At 60.9% G+C, this 17,157-nt stretch carries 16 protein-coding genes; 10 read left to right on the top strand and 6 right to left on the bottom strand.

Annotation, left to right across the window (positions count from 1 at the left end):
• Position 1: 1 nt before the first annotated feature.
• From mlaD to murA, 5 genes are all read left to right on the top strand, one after another.
• On the top strand, positions 2-550 hold the full coding sequence (mlaD, locus tag ACJ8HB_RS22705; RefSeq protein WP_033636129.1) for an outer membrane lipid asymmetry maintenance protein MlaD: 549 nt from the start codon (positions 2-4) through the stop codon (positions 548-550).
• 14 nt (positions 551-564) lie between these two features.
• Positions 565-1,194: a phospholipid-binding protein MlaC gene (mlaC, locus tag ACJ8HB_RS22700; RefSeq protein ID WP_047570424.1), complete on the top strand. Its 630-nt coding sequence runs from the start codon at positions 565-567 to the stop codon at positions 1,192-1,194.
• Positions 1,194-1,496, top strand: coding sequence for a lipid asymmetry maintenance protein MlaB (gene mlaB / locus ACJ8HB_RS22695; RefSeq protein WP_016930202.1), 303 nt, complete (start codon positions 1,194-1,196; stop codon positions 1,494-1,496). The genes mlaC and mlaB overlap by 1 nt, the downstream gene beginning before the upstream one ends.
• Before the next feature lie 140 nt (positions 1,497-1,636).
• A complete protein-coding gene (ibaG, locus tag ACJ8HB_RS22690) occupies positions 1,637-1,891 on the top strand; it encodes a BolA family iron metabolism protein IbaG (protein ID WP_004937066.1) in 255 nt (84 codons plus the stop codon).
• 55 nt (positions 1,892-1,946) lie between these two features.
• Positions 1,947-3,206, top strand: coding sequence for a UDP-N-acetylglucosamine 1-carboxyvinyltransferase (gene murA, locus ACJ8HB_RS22685; RefSeq protein WP_094860183.1), 1,260 nt, complete (start codon positions 1,947-1,949; stop codon positions 3,204-3,206).
• 71 nt (positions 3,207-3,277) lie between these two features.
• On the opposite strand, the gene degS is transcribed toward murA, so the two are convergent.
• The 3 genes from degS to zapG form a co-directional block, all read right to left on the bottom strand.
• Entirely contained in the window at positions 3,278-4,336 is a 1,059-nt protein-coding gene (gene degS, locus ACJ8HB_RS22680; protein WP_033636127.1) for an outer membrane-stress sensor serine endopeptidase DegS, read from the bottom strand.
• A gap of 88 nt (positions 4,337-4,424) precedes the next feature.
• Entirely contained in the window at positions 4,425-5,795 is a 1,371-nt protein-coding gene (degQ, locus tag ACJ8HB_RS22675) for a serine endoprotease DegQ (protein WP_033636125.1), read from the bottom strand.
• 180 nt (positions 5,796-5,975) lie between these two features.
• Entirely contained in the window at positions 5,976-6,377 is a 402-nt protein-coding gene (zapG, locus tag ACJ8HB_RS22670) for a Z-ring associated protein ZapG (RefSeq protein WP_004937074.1), read from the bottom strand.
• A gap of 231 nt (positions 6,378-6,608) precedes the next feature.
• Between zapG and zapE the strand changes: the two genes are divergently transcribed.
• From zapE to sspB, 5 genes are all read left to right on the top strand, one after another.
• Positions 6,609-7,736 carry a cell division protein ZapE gene (gene zapE, locus ACJ8HB_RS22665; RefSeq protein ID WP_047570427.1) on the top strand — a complete coding sequence of 376 codons (1,128 nt, stop codon included), beginning with the start codon at positions 6,609-6,611 and terminating at the stop codon, positions 7,734-7,736.
• A gap of 264 nt (positions 7,737-8,000) precedes the next feature.
• Complete coding sequence (gene rplM, locus ACJ8HB_RS22660; RefSeq protein ID WP_004937079.1) at positions 8,001-8,429, top strand: 50S ribosomal protein L13; 429 nt, start codon at positions 8,001-8,003, stop codon at positions 8,427-8,429.
• 15 nt (positions 8,430-8,444) lie between these two features.
• Positions 8,445-8,837, top strand: a complete 393-nt coding sequence (gene rpsI / locus ACJ8HB_RS22655) for a 30S ribosomal protein S9 (protein ID WP_004937080.1) — start codon at positions 8,445-8,447, stop codon at positions 8,835-8,837.
• A 325-nt stretch (positions 8,838-9,162) separates the two neighbouring features.
• Positions 9,163-9,804 (top strand): stringent starvation protein SspA, encoded by a 642-nt coding sequence (gene sspA / locus ACJ8HB_RS22650; protein ID WP_025304366.1) that lies wholly within the window; start codon positions 9,163-9,165, stop codon positions 9,802-9,804.
• A gap of 5 nt (positions 9,805-9,809) precedes the next feature.
• Positions 9,810-10,310: a ClpXP protease specificity-enhancing factor gene (gene sspB, locus ACJ8HB_RS22645; protein WP_004937084.1), complete on the top strand. Its 501-nt coding sequence runs from the start codon at positions 9,810-9,812 to the stop codon at positions 10,308-10,310.
• Between the two features lie 62 nt (positions 10,311-10,372).
• Here the strand turns inward: sspB and ACJ8HB_RS22640 are convergent, their stop codons facing one another.
• The 3 genes from ACJ8HB_RS22640 to gltB all read right to left on the bottom strand — a co-directional run bounded on the left by ACJ8HB_RS22640 (position 10,373) and on the right by gltB (position 16,911).
• Complete coding sequence (locus ACJ8HB_RS22640; protein ID WP_047570428.1) at positions 10,373-10,852, bottom strand: hypothetical protein; 480 nt, start codon at positions 10,850-10,852, stop codon at positions 10,373-10,375.
• Positions 10,853-11,017: 165 nt separating this feature from the next.
• Positions 11,018-12,436, bottom strand: coding sequence for a glutamate synthase small subunit (locus ACJ8HB_RS22635; protein WP_033649001.1), 1,419 nt, complete (start codon positions 12,434-12,436; stop codon positions 11,018-11,020).
• 14 nt (positions 12,437-12,450) lie between these two features.
• Complete coding sequence (gene gltB / locus ACJ8HB_RS22630; RefSeq protein WP_047570429.1) at positions 12,451-16,911, bottom strand: glutamate synthase large subunit; 4,461 nt, start codon at positions 16,909-16,911, stop codon at positions 12,451-12,453.
• Between the last annotated feature and the right edge of the window lie 246 nt (positions 16,912-17,157).

Raw genomic sequence — 17,157 nt, 5'->3', positions numbered from 1 at the left:
GATGCAAACGAAGAAGAGTGAAATCTGGGTTGGGGCATTTATGCTGATCGCGCTGTGCGCCATCGTGTTTATCTGCCTGCAGGTGGCGAACCTTAAATCGATCGGCAGCGAGCCGACCTACCGCATTTACGCGACGTTCGACAACATCGGCGGCCTGAAACCGCGTTCGCCGGTGAAGATTGGCGGCGTGGTGATCGGCCGCGTGGCGGACATCGAACTCGATTCGAAAACCTACACGCCGCGCGTGGCGCTGGATATCCAGAAAAAGTACGACCAAATCCCGGATACCAGCTCGCTGGCGATCCGCACCTCCGGCCTGCTGGGCGAGCAATATCTGGCGCTTAACGTGGGCTTCGAAGATCCTGATATGGGCACCGCCATCCTGAAAGACGGCGGCACCATTCAGGACACCAAATCAGCCATGGTTTTGGAAGACCTGATCGGCCAGTTCCTGTATAAAAGCGGCGGTCAGGACAGCGCCAAACCGGGAGACGCGGCCGCTGAGCCGGCTGCCGGTGCCGCACCGCAACCCGCTGTTCCAAATCATTAAGAGAGGATACCTGCATGTTTAAACGTTTACTGATGGTGGCTCTGCTGGTGGTTGCACCGCTGGCGAGCGCAGCCGACCAAACCAATCCTTACAGCATGATGCAAGACGCGGCGCAGAAGACCTTCAGCCGTTTGAAGAACGAACAGCCGAAGATCAAGCAGGACCCGAACTACCTGCGCTCCATCGTGCATCAGGAACTGATGCCGTTCGTGCAGGTGAAATACGCCGGCGCGCTGGTGCTGGGGCGCTACTACAAAGAGGCGACACCTGCACAGCGCGAAGCTTACTTCACCGCCTTCCAGGCTTACCTGGAGCAGGCTTACGGCCAGGCGCTGGCGATGTACCACGGCCAGACTTATCAGATCGCGCCTGAACAGCCGCTGGGCAATGCCGACATCGTGGCCATTCGCGTCACCATCATCGACAACGGCGGCCGCCCGCCGGTGCGTCTGGATTTCCAATGGCGCAAGAACAGCAAAACCGGCTATTGGCAGGCCTATGACATGATCGCCGAAGGCGTCAGCATGATCACCACCAAGCAGAACGAGTGGGCGTCCACGCTGCGTACTCAGGGCATCGATGGCCTGACCAAACAGCTGCAGGCCGCCGCCGCGCAGCCTATCACGCTGGACAAGAAAAACTGATGTCGGCAGCGCTCAGCTTCGAATCAGAGCAGCAGACGCTGATCCTGCGCGGTGAACTGGACCGGGAAACGCTGCAGCCGCTGTGGCGGCAGCGCGACGCGCTGATGGCGGATAAAACCGCGATCGACGTGGCGCAACTGCAGCGCGTAGACTCCGCCGGGCTGGCGCTGTTGCTGCATCTGCAGGAAGAGCAGCGCGAGCGCGGCGTCGCGCTGAAAATTTTCGGCGCCACCGAGCGCCTGAAAACGCTGATTGCGCTCTACAACCTGCAGGCGATAATGCCTGTCGATACCGCCGGTTAGCGGCGTTTTACGCCGCCCTTGCGTGGTAAAACGATACAAAGCCCCTGTTATGCAGGGGCTTTTTCTTTAGTTTAAGAAAACATCGTATTCCACTAAGATACTAGGCTGTTTATGATCCTTTAGCGGCAGAACTGGATACTATGGAAACCAACGAGATTAAAGACGTGCTGATGCAGGCATTGGCACTGGATGAAGTACATGTGACGGGCGACGGCAGCCATTTCCAGGCGATCGTGGTCGGCGAATTGTTCGCCGGCATGAGCCGCGTCAAAAAACAGCAGACGGTTTACGCACCGCTGATGGAATACATTGCGGACAACCGCATTCATGCCTTGTCTATCAAGGCGTACACCCCTGAAGAGTGGCAGCGAGACCGCAAACTCAACGGATTTTAAGGCTGTTTGCCCTGCCGGGCGGGCAGCTTCAGATTAGATAACAGAGAGTAGTCAGATGGATAAATTTCGTGTGCAGGGTCGGACCCGCCTGAGCGGTGAAGTGTCTATTTCCGGGGCCAAAAACGCCGCCCTGCCGATCCTGTTCGCCGCCCTGTTGGCGGAAGAGCCGGTCGAGCTGCAGAATGTCCCCAAGCTGAAGGACATCGACACCACCATTAAACTACTCAACCAGTTGGGTACCAAGATTGAGCGCAACGGTTCGGTCTTCGTGGACGCCAGCGGCGTGAACGATTTCTGCGCCCCTTACGATCTGGTGAAAACCATGCGCGCTTCCATCTGGGCGCTGGGGCCGCTGGTGGCGCGTTTCGGCCGCGGTCAGGTTTCCCTGCCGGGCGGCTGTGCGATCGGCGCGCGTCCGGTCGATCTGCACATCACCGGCCTCGAGCAGCTGGGTGCCGAGATCAAGCTGGAAGAAGGTTACGTCAAGGCGTCCGTCGAGGGCCGCCTGAAGGGCGCGCACATCGTCATGGACAAGGTGAGCGTGGGCGCGACCGTGACCATCATGAGCGCCGCGACCCTGGCGACCGGCACCACCGTTATCGAGAACGCCGCGCGTGAGCCGGAAATTGTCGATACCGCCAACTTCCTCAACACGCTGGGCGCGAAGATCAGCGGCGCCGGCAGCGACAAAATCACCATCGAGGGCGTCGAGCGTCTGGGCGGCGGCGTGTACCGCGTGCTGCCTGACCGCATCGAGACCGGCACCTTCCTGATCGCCGCCGCGGTTTCCGGTGGCAAAGTGATGTGCCGCAACACCCGTCCGGACACGCTGGATGCGGTGCTGGCCAAGCTGCGCGAAGCCGGTGCCGATATCGAAGTGGGCGAGGACTGGATCAGCCTGGACATGCACGGCAAACGCCCGAAAGCGGTCACCGTGCGCACCGCGCCGCACCCGGGCTTCCCGACCGACATGCAGGCCCAGTTCAGCCTGCTGAACCTGGTGGCGGAAGGCACCGGCGTCATCACCGAGACCATCTTCGAAAACCGCTTCATGCACGTGCCGGAACTGATCCGCATGGGCGCGCACGCGGAAATCGAGAGCAACACCGTGATCTGCCACGGCGTTGAGCAGCTGTCCGGCGCTCAGGTGATGGCGACCGATCTGCGCGCTTCCGCCAGCCTGGTGATCGCCGGCTGCATCGCCGACGGCGTGACCGTCGTCGATCGCATCTATCACATCGATCGCGGCTATGAGCGTATTGAAGACAAGCTGCGCGCGCTGGGTGCTAACATCGAGCGCGTGAAAGGCGAGTAAGTCATTAGCGCCGGCGCGGCTGCGTCGGCAGGATGAAAATCAAAGGGCCGGCTATCAATGCCGGCCCTTTTTTAATTGTTGTCTTCCGGGAATTCGCCCACCGTCATTTTCAACGTAATGCGCTTGCCGTCGCGCAGCACGATAACCGGTATCTCGGTGCCCGGCCGGATCTCCGCCACCTGATCCATGGTCTCCAGCACGGACACCGCCGGTTTGTTATCCACGTTGATGATGATGTCGTTGATCTGGAAACCGGCGCTGCTCGCCGGGCCGTTCGGCGTGATTTCGGTCACGATGATGCCCTGCAGGCGATCGATGCCGGAATTGGAGGAACGCAGCGGAATGATCTCCTTACCCTGAATGCCGAAATAGCCGCGGATCACGCGGCCGTCGCGGATCAGCTTGTCCATGATTTTGGTGGCCAGTTCGATCGGAATGGCGAAGCCGAGGCCCTCCGGCGTTTCGCCGTCGGTGATTTTGTCATAGGTCAGGGTATTGATGCCGATCAGCTCGCCCAGCGAGTTGACCAGCGCGCCGCCGGAGTTGCCGCGGTTGATTGAGGCATCGGTCTGCAGGAATGTCTGCCGGCCGGTGGTGCTCATACTGATGCGCCCGGTGGCGCTGAGGATGCCCTGAGTCACGGTCTGCCCCAGGTTGTATGGGTTGCCGATTGCCAGCACCACGTCGCCGACGTGGGCAACGCGATTTTTGTTGGTCGGGATCACCGGCAGGTTGCCGGGATCGATCTTCAGCACCGCCAAATCGGTCAGGCCGTCGGAGCCGACCAGCAGCGCTTCGTAGCGGCGGCCATCCTGCAACACCACGGTGATCTGCTGAGCGTCTTTGATCACGTGGCGGTTGGTGATGATATAGCCGCGTTCGTTCATGATCACGCCGGAACCGAGCGACAGCACGTTGGCGGCGCCGTTCAGGTTGCGGTTGTAGATGTTCACCACGGCGGGCGCGGCGCGGCGCACCGCTTTGTTGTAGCTCACCGGCGTTTCGTCGCTGGTATTCTCGGTTTTCTCTGCAAACAGGCCGTTGGAAGAGCGCAGCACGGGCAGAGCGGCCAACAGCAGGCCGGCAACGATGAGACCGATAACGACAGAACGCAAGAGCTTAGCAAACATGGAGTTTTCGTGGTGTGGTGAACGATGTTCGGAGGATAGCATGAGTTAACCGGGCGCAGTATGTCACCGAGCCCGGTTTTTGCACAAATTAACGCAGCAGCAGATAAATGGTTTCGTTACCGCGCACGATATTGAGCGCCATCACCGGCGGTTTGGCTTCCAGCACCTTGCGCAGCGCGGTGATGCTGTCCACGCGCTGGCGGTTGACGCCGATGATCACGTCGCCTTTTTGCAGGCCGATTTGCGCCGCCGTCGAGCCTTTATCCACGTTCTCCACCTTCACGCCCTTGTCGCCGCTCGGGAGCGCGCCGTTGCTGAGGGAAACCCCCTGCAGCGCCGGAGACAGCGTTTCGGCATTGGTCGAGGCGCTCTCGCTGTTGTCCAGCGTGACCGAGACTTCCTGCGGTTTGCCGTCGCGCAGCAGGCCCACCTTGAGGGTTTTGCCCGGCGCGGTGGTGCCGACCTTGGCGCGCAGTTCGGCGAAGCTGTTCACCGGCTTGCCGTCGACGGAAACCAGAATATCCCCGGCTTTGATGCCGGCCTTGGCGGCGGCGGATTTCGGCAGCACTTCGCTGACGAAGGCGCCGCGCTGCGCGTCGGTGTTGAAGGCTTTGGCCATGTCCGGGGTCATTTCACTGCCCTTGATGCCGAGCAGGCCGCGTTTCACTTCGCCGAATTCGATCAGCTGCTGGCTCAGGTTCTGCGCCATATTGCTCGGAATGGCGAAGCCGATGCCGACGTTGCCGCCGCTCGGCGCCAGAATGGCGGTATTGATGCCGATCAGCTCGCCGTTCAGGTTGACCAATGCGCCGCCGGAGTTGCCGCGGTTGATCGAGGCGTCGGTCTGAATGAAGTTTTCCAGCCCTTCCAGATTCAGGCCGGTGCGGCCCAATGCCGAGATGATGCCGGAGGTGGCGGTTTGGCCCAGGCCAAACGGGTTGCCGACCGCCACGGCGAAGTCGCCGACGCGCAGCTGATCGGAATCGGCCATCTTGATGGCGGTTAGGTTTTTGGTGTCGCTGAGCTGCAGCAGGGCGATGTCGGATTGCTCATCGCGGCCGACCAGTTTGGCGTCCAGTTCGCGGCCGTCGTTCAACTGCACGCGGATTTTATCGGCGTTGTTGATGACGTGGTTGTTGGTCAGCACGTAGCCTTTGGCAGCGTCGATGATGACGCCGGAGCCCAGCCCTTCAAACGGGCGAGAGCTCTGCTGCTGACCGGGGAAATTGGGGCCGAAGAAGCGTCTGAACTCTTCCGGCAGCTGTTGACGCTGCACCTGGGTGCCGGCGACATGCACGCTCACGACGGCGGGCAAGACTTTTTCCAGCATCGGCGCCAGGCTCGGCAGCGGCTGCCCCTGAACGGCGACGGGCAGGGCCGCGTTGGCCACCGGTGCGGCGCTGAGCGCCAGGCCGAGGCTCATTGCCAATGCACTAAGAATTAACGACTTTTTCTTCATTGATGATAACTCTCTCAATACCTGCCGATGAAAATTTGATGATAAGGCAATCACCTTGTCATAGTGAAGGGTAAGACCGTGAATTTGCGTGCAAAGTTCAGTAAAGGTAATGCGAAGGAAGGTCAATAAGGCACAAACGGGGTTAAACCCGCGGGTGGCCCCGCGGGTGAAGAAGAGATATCAGTCGCGGCGCGCGCTTTGGCCGCGCAGCAGGCCGGAGGCCCCTTCAGAATAGTCGCGCGGCATTTCCACCGGCGCCTGATCGTTGTCCGCTTCCGCTTCGGTCAGGCGATAGCGGAACGGGTTCTCCTGCATCGGCAGATCCGGCAGCAGGTTGTTGGAGCTTTTCGCCATATGCTGATACAGCTGACGATAATCGCGCGCCATGTTGTCCAGCAGCTCGGCGCTGCGGGCAAAGTGGCCGACCAGCTCCTGACGGTACTCTTCCAGCTCGGTTTTGCTCTTGTCCAGCTCGTTCTGCAGGACTTGTTGTTGACGTAATTTACGGTTGCCAAAACGCATCGCCACCGCACCAATCACGATACCGACGACCAAACCAATCAGCGCATACTCCCAGGTCATGATGACTCCTATTTTGACTTCGTTGTTCCGCAGGGATTTTTCACTTAATAATATCCACTATAACCGTTAACCTTGTCAGAGTGGAATCCTGATGCGCTTCCACCCAGTGTTTACAGGGTTTTCAGCGGTGCCCGCAGCGGGCATTTGTGGCGATAACGGTGCGAATCGGCATCAACTTGCCGCCAACGTTGGCTAAATAATTTCTAAGCGTTCTTAGGGAACATCGAACAGATGCAGGCACTATCACCGTTATCTCGCTACCAGCAGGCGCTGGAGGCGGGGGAATATCAGGCCGATGAGGTTCAACGCCGGGCCGTCACTCAACTGGATCGCATTTATCAGGCCTTGCTGCAAAAACCGGCGGCGAGCGCGCCGGCCGGCGGGCTGCGCGGCAAGCTCAGCCGTTTGCTGGGCAAAGGCGGCGAAACGGCGCCGCAGCGCCCGGTGCAGGGGCTGTATATGTGGGGCGGCGTCGGGCGCGGAAAAACCTGGTTGATGGACATGTTCTTCCACAGCCTGCCGGGCGATCGCAAAATGCGTCTGCACTTCCACCGCTTCATGCTGCGGGTGCATGAAGAGCTGACCGAACTGCAAGGGCAGGAAAACCCACTGGACATCGTCGCCGACGGCTTCAAGGCCGAAACCGACGTATTGTGCTTCGACGAATTCTTTGTGTCCGACATCACCGACGCCATGCTGCTGGCCACGCTGCTGCAGGCGCTGTTCGCCCGCGGCATCACGCTGGTGGCTACGTCGAACATCCCGCCGGACGATCTGTATCGCAACGGCCTGCAGCGGGCGCGTTTCCTGCCGGCTATCGATCTGATCAACGAGTTCTGCGACGTGATGAACGTCGACGCCGGCATCGACTATCGTCTGCGCACCCTGACCCAGGCTCACCTCTATCTGACGCCGCTGAACGACCAGACGCGCGCGACCCTGGATCGGATGTTCGTCAAACTGGCGGGCAAGGCGGGGGAGGAGGCGCCGGTGCTGCAGATCAACCATCGGCCGCTGCAGGCCATTCGTTCGGTGGACGGCGTGCTGGCGGTGGATTTCCATACGCTGTGCGAAGAGGCGCGCAGCCAGCTGGATTACATTGCGCTGTCGCGGCTGTATCACAGCGTGATCCTGTATAATGTGCAGGTGATGGGGCCGTTGAAAGAGAATACCGCGCGCCGTTTCCTGGCGCTGGTGGACGAATTCTACGAGCGGCACGTCAAGCTGGTGATCGGCGCCGAGGCGTCGATGTTCGAGATCTACCAGGGGGAGAGGCTGAAGTTCGAGTACCAGCGCTGCCTGTCGCGCCTGCAGGAAATGCAGAGCGAAGAGTACCTCAAGCTGCCGCATCTGCCCTGAGTCCGCCGGGCCTATCGCCGGTTGCCTGCCGCCGGCGATAAATTTATTTTCCATTCAAAAACCGTTCGATCTTTGTGAGCGACTTCTCTATAATCTTGCGACCCCACGTTACAACAAAGTTTTTTTTCCCAAAAACTTTATAGTGCCGGCAATGGCTATTCGAAGGGGTAGGTTTGCTGGACTTGTATGGTCGTGTGAGCCTCAACTGTTTTCGAGCGTTTGGGTGTTCACCAACGTGTAACTAATTATTGGGTAAGCTTTCTAATGAAAACTTTTACAGCTAAACCAGAAACCGTAAAACGCGACTGGTACGTTGTTGATGCAGATGGTAAAACTTTAGGCCGTCTCGCTACTGAACTGGCTCGTCGCCTGCGCGGCAAGCATAAAGCGGAATACACCCCGCACGTGGATACCGGTGATTACATCATCGTTCTGAACGCTGACAAAGTTGCTGTAACCGGCAACAAGCGTACAGACAAAGTGTACTACCACCACACCGGCCACATCGGTGGTATCAAGCAAGCGACCTTTGAAGAGATGATTGCCCGCCGTCCTGAGCGCGTGATTGAAATCGCGGTTAAAGGCATGCTGCCAAAGGGCCCGCTGGGTCGTGCTATGTTCCGTAAACTGAAAGTTTACGCGGGCACCGAGCACAATCACGCGGCACAGCAACCGCAAGTTCTGGACATTTAATCGGGATTAATGGCAATGGCTGAAAATCAATACTACGGCACTGGTCGCCGCAAAAGCTCCGCCGCTCGCGTCTTCATCAAGCCGGGCAACGGTAACATCGTTATCAACCAGCGCAGCCTGGAACAGTACTTCGGTCGCGAAACTGCCCGCATGGTAGTTCGTCAGCCGCTGGAACTGGTCGACATGGTTGGCAAACTGGATCTGTACATCACCGTTAAAGGTGGTGGTATCTCCGGTCAAGCTGGCGCTATCCGTCACGGTATCACCCGTGCACTGATGGAATACGATGAGACTCTGCGTTCTGAACTGCGTAAAGCTGGCTTCGTCACCCGTGACGCTCGTCAGGTTGAACGTAAGAAAGTCGGTCTGCGTAAAGCACGTCGTCGTCCGCAGTTCTCCAAGCGTTAATTTTCGCTGCTTCGGCAGTGCGATTTACGCAAAAAACCCGGTGCTTCACCGGGTTTTTTTATGCCTGAAATCCGCCATCCCCGACTAAAATCTGTGGCATATCAGACAATTCAACATGAATTCGCCGCACCGCCCCCACAAAACAAGCAAAATCTGGTAAACTATCACCCACTTTTGCGCCTGTTCGCCGTGCAGTTGACCCCCTGGGCCGGTTTTTCATGGGCTCGGGTCGCGCTGCGTGCTGCCGGCCTGCGGCAAGATTATTCAGGATAGCAGCCTGTCAGTTGGCTATTCGCAGTATTTTCTAGATAACTTGGAGGTTTTCATGGCTGTCGCTGCCAACAAACGTTCGGTAATGACGCTGTTCTCTGGCCCGACCGACATTTTTAGCCATCAAGTACGCATCGTACTGGCGGAGAAAGGTGTCAGCGTCGAGATCGAGCAGGTCGAAATGGATAACCTGCCGCAAGATCTGATTGACCTCAACCCTTACCAGACGGTGCCTACGCTGGTCGATCGCGAACTGACCCTGTATGAATCCCGCATCATCATGGAATACCTGGATGAGCGTTTCCCGCACCCGCCGCTGATGCCGGTTTACCCGGTTGCCCGTGGCGAGAGCCGTCTGATGATGCTGCGCATCGAGAAGAACTGGTACTCGCTGATGGACAAGATCGAGAAGAGCAGCGGCCAGGAAGCGGAATCCGCCCGTCGCCAACTGCGTGAAGAGCTGCTGGCGATCGCGCCGATCTTCGGTCAGACGCCGTATTTCATGAGCGAAGAGTTCAGCCTGGTGGATTGCTACCTGGCGCCGCTGTTGTGGCGTCTGCCGCAGCTGGGCATCGAATTGAGCGGTGCCGGCTCCAAAGAGCTGAAAGGCTACATGACCCGCGTCTTCGAACGCGACGCCTTCCTGGCTTCCCTGACAGAAGCCGAGCGTGAAATGCGCCTGCAGACCCGGGGCTAAGCGCGATGGACATGTCTCAGATGACGCCGCGTCGCCCGTATCTGCTGCGGGCGTTCTACGACTGGCTGCTGGATAACCAGCTGACGCCGCACCTGGTGGTCGACGTGACTCGCCCGGACGTGCAGGTGCCGATGGAGTTCGCACGTGACGGCCAGATCGTGCTGAATATCGCGCCGCGCGCGGTAGGCAACCTGGCGTTGGGCAACGAAGACGTGCAGTTCAACGCGCGCTTCGGCGGCGTGCCGCGTCAGGTTTCGGTGCCGATGGCCGCCGTGTTGGCGATCTATGCGCGTGAAAACGGTGCCGGCACGATGTTCGAACCGGAAGCCGCCTACGACGAGAGCGAAGGCGTGTTCGAAGGCCTGGACAATGAGACGATCCCTTCGGAAACGCTGATGTCGGTGATCGACGGCGATCGCCCGGACACCGCGGAAGACAACGGCCCGGACGACGAACCGCCGCAGCCGCCGCGCGGTGGCCGCCCGGCGCTGCGCGTGGTGAAATAAGCCCGCGCGAACAAACGAAAAAGCACCTCATGGGGTGCTTTTTTTTGCCCGGCAGAAATGAATCAGCCTTTCAAGGCGGCAATGCAGGCATCGCGCGGCGCGCTGAGATCGCCTACGCGCACGGTGGACAAGGCGCGGGTTGCGCGCTGGCGGAAACTGGTGACGGCGGTGTCGCCTTGCACTTCCGGCGGCGCGGTGCAAATGTCATTGAGCGGCAGATCGTTGCCTTTGTTGAGCGCCCGCAACACCGCCGCCGGATTGTAGATCAGGGCGGCGGAGAGGGCCGATTTGATGCCGGCGGTAAAGCCGGCATTGCCGCCGCCGGCCAGCTTGGGCGCCAGGGCAATCCAATTGTCGTCCCCCAGCCGGATGCTGTTTTCCACGGCGTTGAACTGCCCGGCCTTGCCTAACTGAGCCACGGCCGGCCGCGCGCCGCGCGCTTCGATATTGTAACCAACCTCCTGCGAATCCAGCGCCATGGCTGAAGCGCTGAAACTGACGGCCAGCAGCGCGCCGGCCAACAGGGAAATGGAGCATTTCATGTTCGCTATCCTTATTTCGGTGTCAGGCGCAGCCGCGCCCCGCAATGGTGCCAACTCAATACTATAGCGCGTTGAGACGGTGAGGAGAGGGGGAGGGGTGACAAAGCGTGGCAGGCTAAAAACGGAGGCCCGGCAATATGCCGGGCCTCCGATGGTACGGAAGGTTTACACTTCCAGGTAGTTCATGATGCCATCTGCCGCTTTGCGGCCTTCGGCAATCGCTGTCACCACCAGGTCGGAGCCGCGCACCGCGTCGCCGCCGGCGAAAATTTTCGGGTTGCTGGTCTGGAACGCGTTGTCGCTGCCCTCCGGCGCCAGGATGCGGCCCTGTTTATCGAGCTGCACGTCGTGCGCCGCCAGCCAGTCCATGCGGTGCGGGCGGAAGCCGAACGCCATCACCACCGCGTCCGCGTCGATCACGTGTTCGGAACCCGGTACCTGCTCCGCCGCCTGACGGCCGTTGGCATCCGGCGCGCCCAGCTGGGTGCGCACCATTTTCACCCCGGCCACGCGGCCGGCGCTGTTTAGTTCGATGCTCAGCGGCTGCAGGTTGAACTGGAAATCCACCCCTTCTTCCCGGGCGTTCTTCACTTCGCGCTTGGAGCCCGGCATGTTGGCTTCGTCGCGGCGGTAGGCGCAGATGACCTGCGTCGCGCCCTGGCGCACCGAGGTGCGCACGCAGTCCATGGCGGTATCGCCGCCGCCCAGCACCACCACCCGCTTGCCCTCCATGCTGACGTAAGGCTCGTGCTGATCGGCTTCATACCCCATCAGCTGCTTGGTGTTGGCGATCAGGAACGGCAGCGCGTCGTACACGCCCTGCGCTTCCTCGTTCTCCAGGCCGCCGCGCATCGACTGATAGGTGCCGACGCCGAGGAATACCGCATCGTACTCGCTCAGCAAGGTCTCCATGCTGACGTCTTTGCCCACTTCGGTGTTCAGCTGGAATTCGATGCCCATCTCGCTGAAAATGCCGCGGCGTTTGACCATCACTTCCTTTTCCAGCTTGAAGGCCGGGATGCCGAAGGTCAGCAGGCCGCCGATCTCAGGATGACGGTCATACACCACCGCTTTGACGCCGTTGCGGGTCAACACGTCGGCGCAGGCCAGCCCGGCAGGGCCGGCGCCGACGATCGCCACGCGCTTGCCGGTCGGCTGCACGTGCGACATGTCCGGCTTCCAGCCCATTTCGATGGCCTTATCGCTGATGTAGCGCTCGATATTGCCGATGGTGACCGCGCCGAATTCGTCGTTCAGGGTGCAGGAGCCTTCGCACAGGCGATCCTGCGGGCACACGCGGCCGCACACCTCCGGCAGGCTGTTGGTCTGATGCGCCAGGTCCGCCGCTTCCATGATGCGGCCTTCGTTGGCCAGCTTCAGCCAGTTCGGGATGTAGTTGTGCACCGGGCACTTCCACTCGCAATACGGGTTGCCGCAGGACAGACAGCGGTCCGCCTGGGCCTTGGCCTGGGTTTCCGAAAACGGTTCGTAGATCTCGACGAACTCGATTTTGCGGATCTTCAGCGGTTTCTTTGGCGGATCAACACGCTGCAGGTCGATAAATTGGTAAACGTTCTGGCTCATTAATGACCTACCTCTTACTGCGCCTGCACCCGCAGCTCGGCTGCGGAACGGCTACGGTGACCCAACAGCGCTTTGACATCGCTGGACTTCGGTTTGACCAGGGCGAACTTCGGCGCCCACTCCGGCCAGTTGGCCAGGATCTCTTCCGCGCGGGAAGATCCGGTCGCCTGCACGTGTTCGGTGATCAGGCCGCGCAGGTGCTCCTCATGGATCGCCAACTGATCGACATCCAGCACTTCCACCAGCTCCGGGTTCACGCGCTTGCGGAACTCGCCGTCTTCGTCCAGCACGTAGGCGAAGCCGCCGGTCATGCCCGCACCGAAGTTGATGCCGGTTTTACCCAGCACGCAGACGATGCCGCCGGTCATGTATTCGCAGCCGTTGTCGCCGATGCCTTCCACCACGGTGATGGCGCCGGAGTTGCGCACCGCGAAGCGTTCGCCCGCGCGGCCGGCGGCGAACAGTTTGCCGCCGGTGGCGCCGTACAGGCAGGTGTTGCCGACGATGCTGGCTTCATGGCTGCGGAAGGCGGAGCCGATCGGCGGACGCACCGCGATGCTGCCGCCGGCCATGCCTTTGCCGACATAGTCGTTGGCGTCGCCGGTCAGGGTCAGCTCGACGCCGCCGGCGTTCCAGACGCCGAAGCTCTGCCCGGCGGTGCCGGAGAAGTGCGCCTTGATCGGATCGGCCGCCATGCCCTGATCGCCGTGCACGTCGGCGATTGCGCCGGACAGCATGGCGCCCACGGAGCGGTCGGTGTTGCGAATGTCGAAGTAGAAGGTTTTACCCTGCTTCGCTTCGATATGCGGCTGCGCCTGCGCCAGCAGCTCTTTGTTCAGCAAGCCCTTGTCGAACGCCGGGTTGCTGCTTTCGGTGCAGTACACCGCTTTGCCCGGATGCGGCGTGGCGGTTTTCAGCAGCGGCGCCAGATCCAGCTTGTTCTGCTTGGCGGAAATGCCGTCCAGCTCGGTCAGGAACTCGGTGCGGCCGATCAGATCCACCAGCTGGCTCACGCCCAGCTGCGCCATGATCTCGCGGGTTTCACGCGCGATAAACTGGAAGTAATTCGTCACGCGTTCCGGCAGGCCGTGGTAGTGATCGCGGCGCAGCTTGTCGTCCTGAGTCGCAACGCCGGTCGCGCAGTTGTTGAGGTGGCAGATGCGCAGGTATTTACAGCCCAGCGCCACCATCGGCCCGGTGCCGAAGCCGAAGCTTTCCGCGCCCAGGATCGCCGCCTTGACGATGTCGACGCCGGTTTTCAGGCCGCCGTCCACCTGCAGGCGGATCTTGTGGCGCAGGCCGTTGGCCACCAGCGCCTGCTGGGTTTCCACCAGGCCCAGTTCCCACGGACAGCCGGCGTATTTCACCGAGGACAGCGGGCTGGCGCCGGTGCCGCCGTCGTAACCGGCGATGGTGATCAGATCGGCATAGGCTTTCGCCACGCCGGTGGCGATGGTGCCGACGCCCGGCTCGGAAACCAGTTTCACCGAGATCACCGCTTTCGGGTTGACCTGCTTCAGGTCGAAGATCAGCTGCGCCAGATCTTCGATCGAGTAGATGTCGTGGTGCGGCGGCGGGGAGATCAGCGTTACGCCCGGCACCGAGTAACGCAGTCTGGCGATGTACGGAGTCACCTTGTCGCCCGGCAGCTGGCCGCCTTCGCCCGGTTTGGCGCCCTGCGCCACCTTAATCTGGATCACGTCGGCGTTCACCAGGTAGGCCGGCGTCACGCCGAAGCGGCCGGAGGCCACCTGTTTGATGCGCGACACCTTGTTGGTGCGGTAGCGCGCCGGATCTTCGCCGCCTTCGCCGGAGTTGGAGAAGCCGCCGAGGCCGTTCATGGCGATCGCCAGCGACTCGTGCGCTTCCGGGCTCAGTGCGCCGATCGACATCGCCGCGGTGTCGAAGCGTTTGAACAGCGACTCCGCCGGTTCAACCTGATCGACCGGGATCGGTTCGCCTTTCGGCGTGATGGCCAGCAGATCGCGCAGCATGGCGACCGGCCGCTCGTTCACCAGCTTGGCGTAGGCCTGATAGTCGCTGTATTCCCCGCTGTGCACCGCTTTTTGCAGCGAGTTCACCACGTCCGGGTTGTAGGCGTGGTATTCGCCGCCGTGCACGAACTTCAGCAGGCCGCCTTGCTCCAGCGGTTTGCGTTTCAGCCAGGCGCGCTTGGAAAGGTTCTGCAGATCCTGCTGGAAGTCGCTGAAGCTGGCGCCGCCGATGCGGCTGACCACGCCCTGGAAGCACAGATCCGCCAGATCGCGATGCAGGCCGACCGCTTCGAACAGCTTGGAGCAGCGGTAAGAGGCGATGGTCGAGATGCCCATTTTGGACATGATCTTGTACAGGCCTTTATTGATGCCGTTGCGGTAGTTCAGCATCACGTCGCGGTATTTCTTGTCGATCGCCTGGCTGTCCACCAGCTTGGCCAGGGTTTCATAGGCCAGGTACGGGTAGATGGCGGTCGCGCCGAAGCCGAGCAGCACGGCGAAGTGGTGCGGATCGCGGGCGCTGGCGGTTTCAACGATCAGGTTGGCGTCGCAGCGCAGGCTTTTCTCTACCAGGCGGGTTTGCACGGCGCCAACGGCCATCGGGGCCGGGACCGGCAGGCGGCCGGGCGCGATGGCGCGGTCGGACAGCACCAACAGCACCGCGCCTTCGCGCACCTTGCGTTCCGCTTCGTCGCACAGGGCGCGAATGGTCTGCTCCAGATCCTGTTGCTGCGGATCGAAGGTCAGATCGAGCGTCTCGGCGCGATAGTATTCGCCTTCCAGCGTGGTGAGCTGTTTGAAATCGGAGTACAGCAGGATCGGCGATTTGAAGCTCAGGCGGTGCGCCTGGCCTTCGGCTTCGCAGAACACGTTCATTTCACGGCCGATGCTGGTGGCCAGCGACATGACGTGCGCTTCGCGCAGCGGATCGATCGGCGGGTTGGTGACCTGCGCGAACTGCTGGCGGAAATAGTCGTAAACGATGCGCGGCCGGCTGGAGAGCACGGCGAACGGGGTATCGTCGCCCATCGAACCGGTGGCTTCCTGGCCGATCTCGCCCAGCACGCGGATCACCTGATCCAGCTCTTCGCTGCTGTAGCCGAACTGTTTCTGGTAGGTTTCGAGCTGTGCGTCGTCGAGTTCGCGGCTGCCGACCTGATCGTCCGGCAGATCTTCGAACGGCACCAGACGTTTGACGTTTTTCTCCATCCACTCTTTGTACGGGTGGCGGCTTTTCAGATCGTTGTCGGTTTCCGCCGAGTGCAGGATGCGGCCGCTGCGGGTGTCGATCACCATCAGCTCGCCGGGGCCGACGCGGCCTTTTTCCACCACTTCATCCGGCTGGTAATCCCAGATGCCGACTTCGGAGGCGCAGGTGATCAGCTTGTCTTTGGTGATGACATAGCGCGCCGGGCGCAGGCCGTTGCGATCGAGGTTACAGGCGGCGTAGCGGCCGTCGGACATCACGATGCCGGCCGGGCCGTCCCACGGCTCCATGTGCATCGAGTTGAAGTCGAAGAAGGCGCGCAGATCGCCGTCCATGTCCGGGTTGTTCTGCCAGGCCGGCGGCACCAGCAGGCGCATGGCGCGGATGAGATCCATCCCGCCCGCCAGCAGCAGCTCCAGCATGTTGTCCAGCGAGCTGGAGTCGGAGCCGGTTTCGTTGACGAACGGCGCGGCGGCCTGCAGATCTGGGATCAGCGGCGTTTGGAATTTGTAGGTACGGGCACGCGCCCATTGGCGGTTGCCGGTGATGGTGTTGATTTCGCCGTTGTGCGCCAGGTAGCGGAACGGCTGCGCCAGCGGCCAGCGCGGCACGGTGTTGGTGGAGAAGCGCTGGTGGAACAGGCAAATGGCCGATTCCAGGCGCAGGTCCGCCAGATCGAGATAGAAGCGCGGCAGATCCGCAGGCATGCACAGGCCTTTATAGATCGTCACCAGATTGGAGAAGCTGCAGACGTAGAAGCTGTTGTCCAGCACGCGTTTCTCGATGCGGCGGCGCGCCACGAACAGGCGGCGCTCCATATCGCGCGGGCGCCAGCCGGCCGGGGCGTTAACGAAGATTTGCTCGATGCGCGGCAGGGAGGAGAGGGCGATTTCACCCAGCACGTCCGGGTTGGTCGGCACTTCGCGCCAGCCGACGATCGACAGCGTTTCGTTTTGCAGCTCTTCTTCCACGATGCGGCGACTGAGGCGCGCTTCCTCTTCATTCTGGCTGAGGAACATCATGCCGACGGCGTAGTTCTTGGCCAAACGCCAGCCGCGCTCTTCCGCCACCATGCGGAAGAAGCGATCGGGTTTTTGCAGCAACAGGCCGCAGCCGTCGCCGGTCTTGCCGTCGGCCAGGATCGCGCCGCGGTGCTGCATGCGGGCCAGCGCGTGAATGGCGGTGCGCACCACCTTGTGGCTAGGTTCGCCTTCTATGTGGGCGATCAGGCCGAAACCACAGTTGTCCCTCTCTTGGGATTTATCGTACAACATATCGTGAACCTCCCCAGGCTCTGCGTGACTCTCACAACCTACTGCGAGGGGGCTTCCCAATTTCAGGCAGAAGTCCAATCAGCAAGTTAACCCCGCCAATCTGCTTTTCCGCCCTCCATCAATGGCCTCTCGTGACGGTCTCACAAGTGGTATAGGACTTGTTTTAAGAGGGAGTCTTCAATTACTGCATAAATATGACGAGACGTTTGCCCGTCCAGAAAGCTTCCAGCGGACTTCCAACTTAGC

Origin of the sequence: Serratia sp. CY27727, from assembly GCF_052169275.1 — a bacterium.
GTDB classification, from domain to species: domain Bacteria; phylum Pseudomonadota; class Gammaproteobacteria; order Enterobacterales; family Enterobacteriaceae; genus Serratia; species Serratia sarumanii.
Note: the sequence above shows the minus strand (reverse complement) of the source record. Positions and strands in the feature narration are given on the sequence as shown.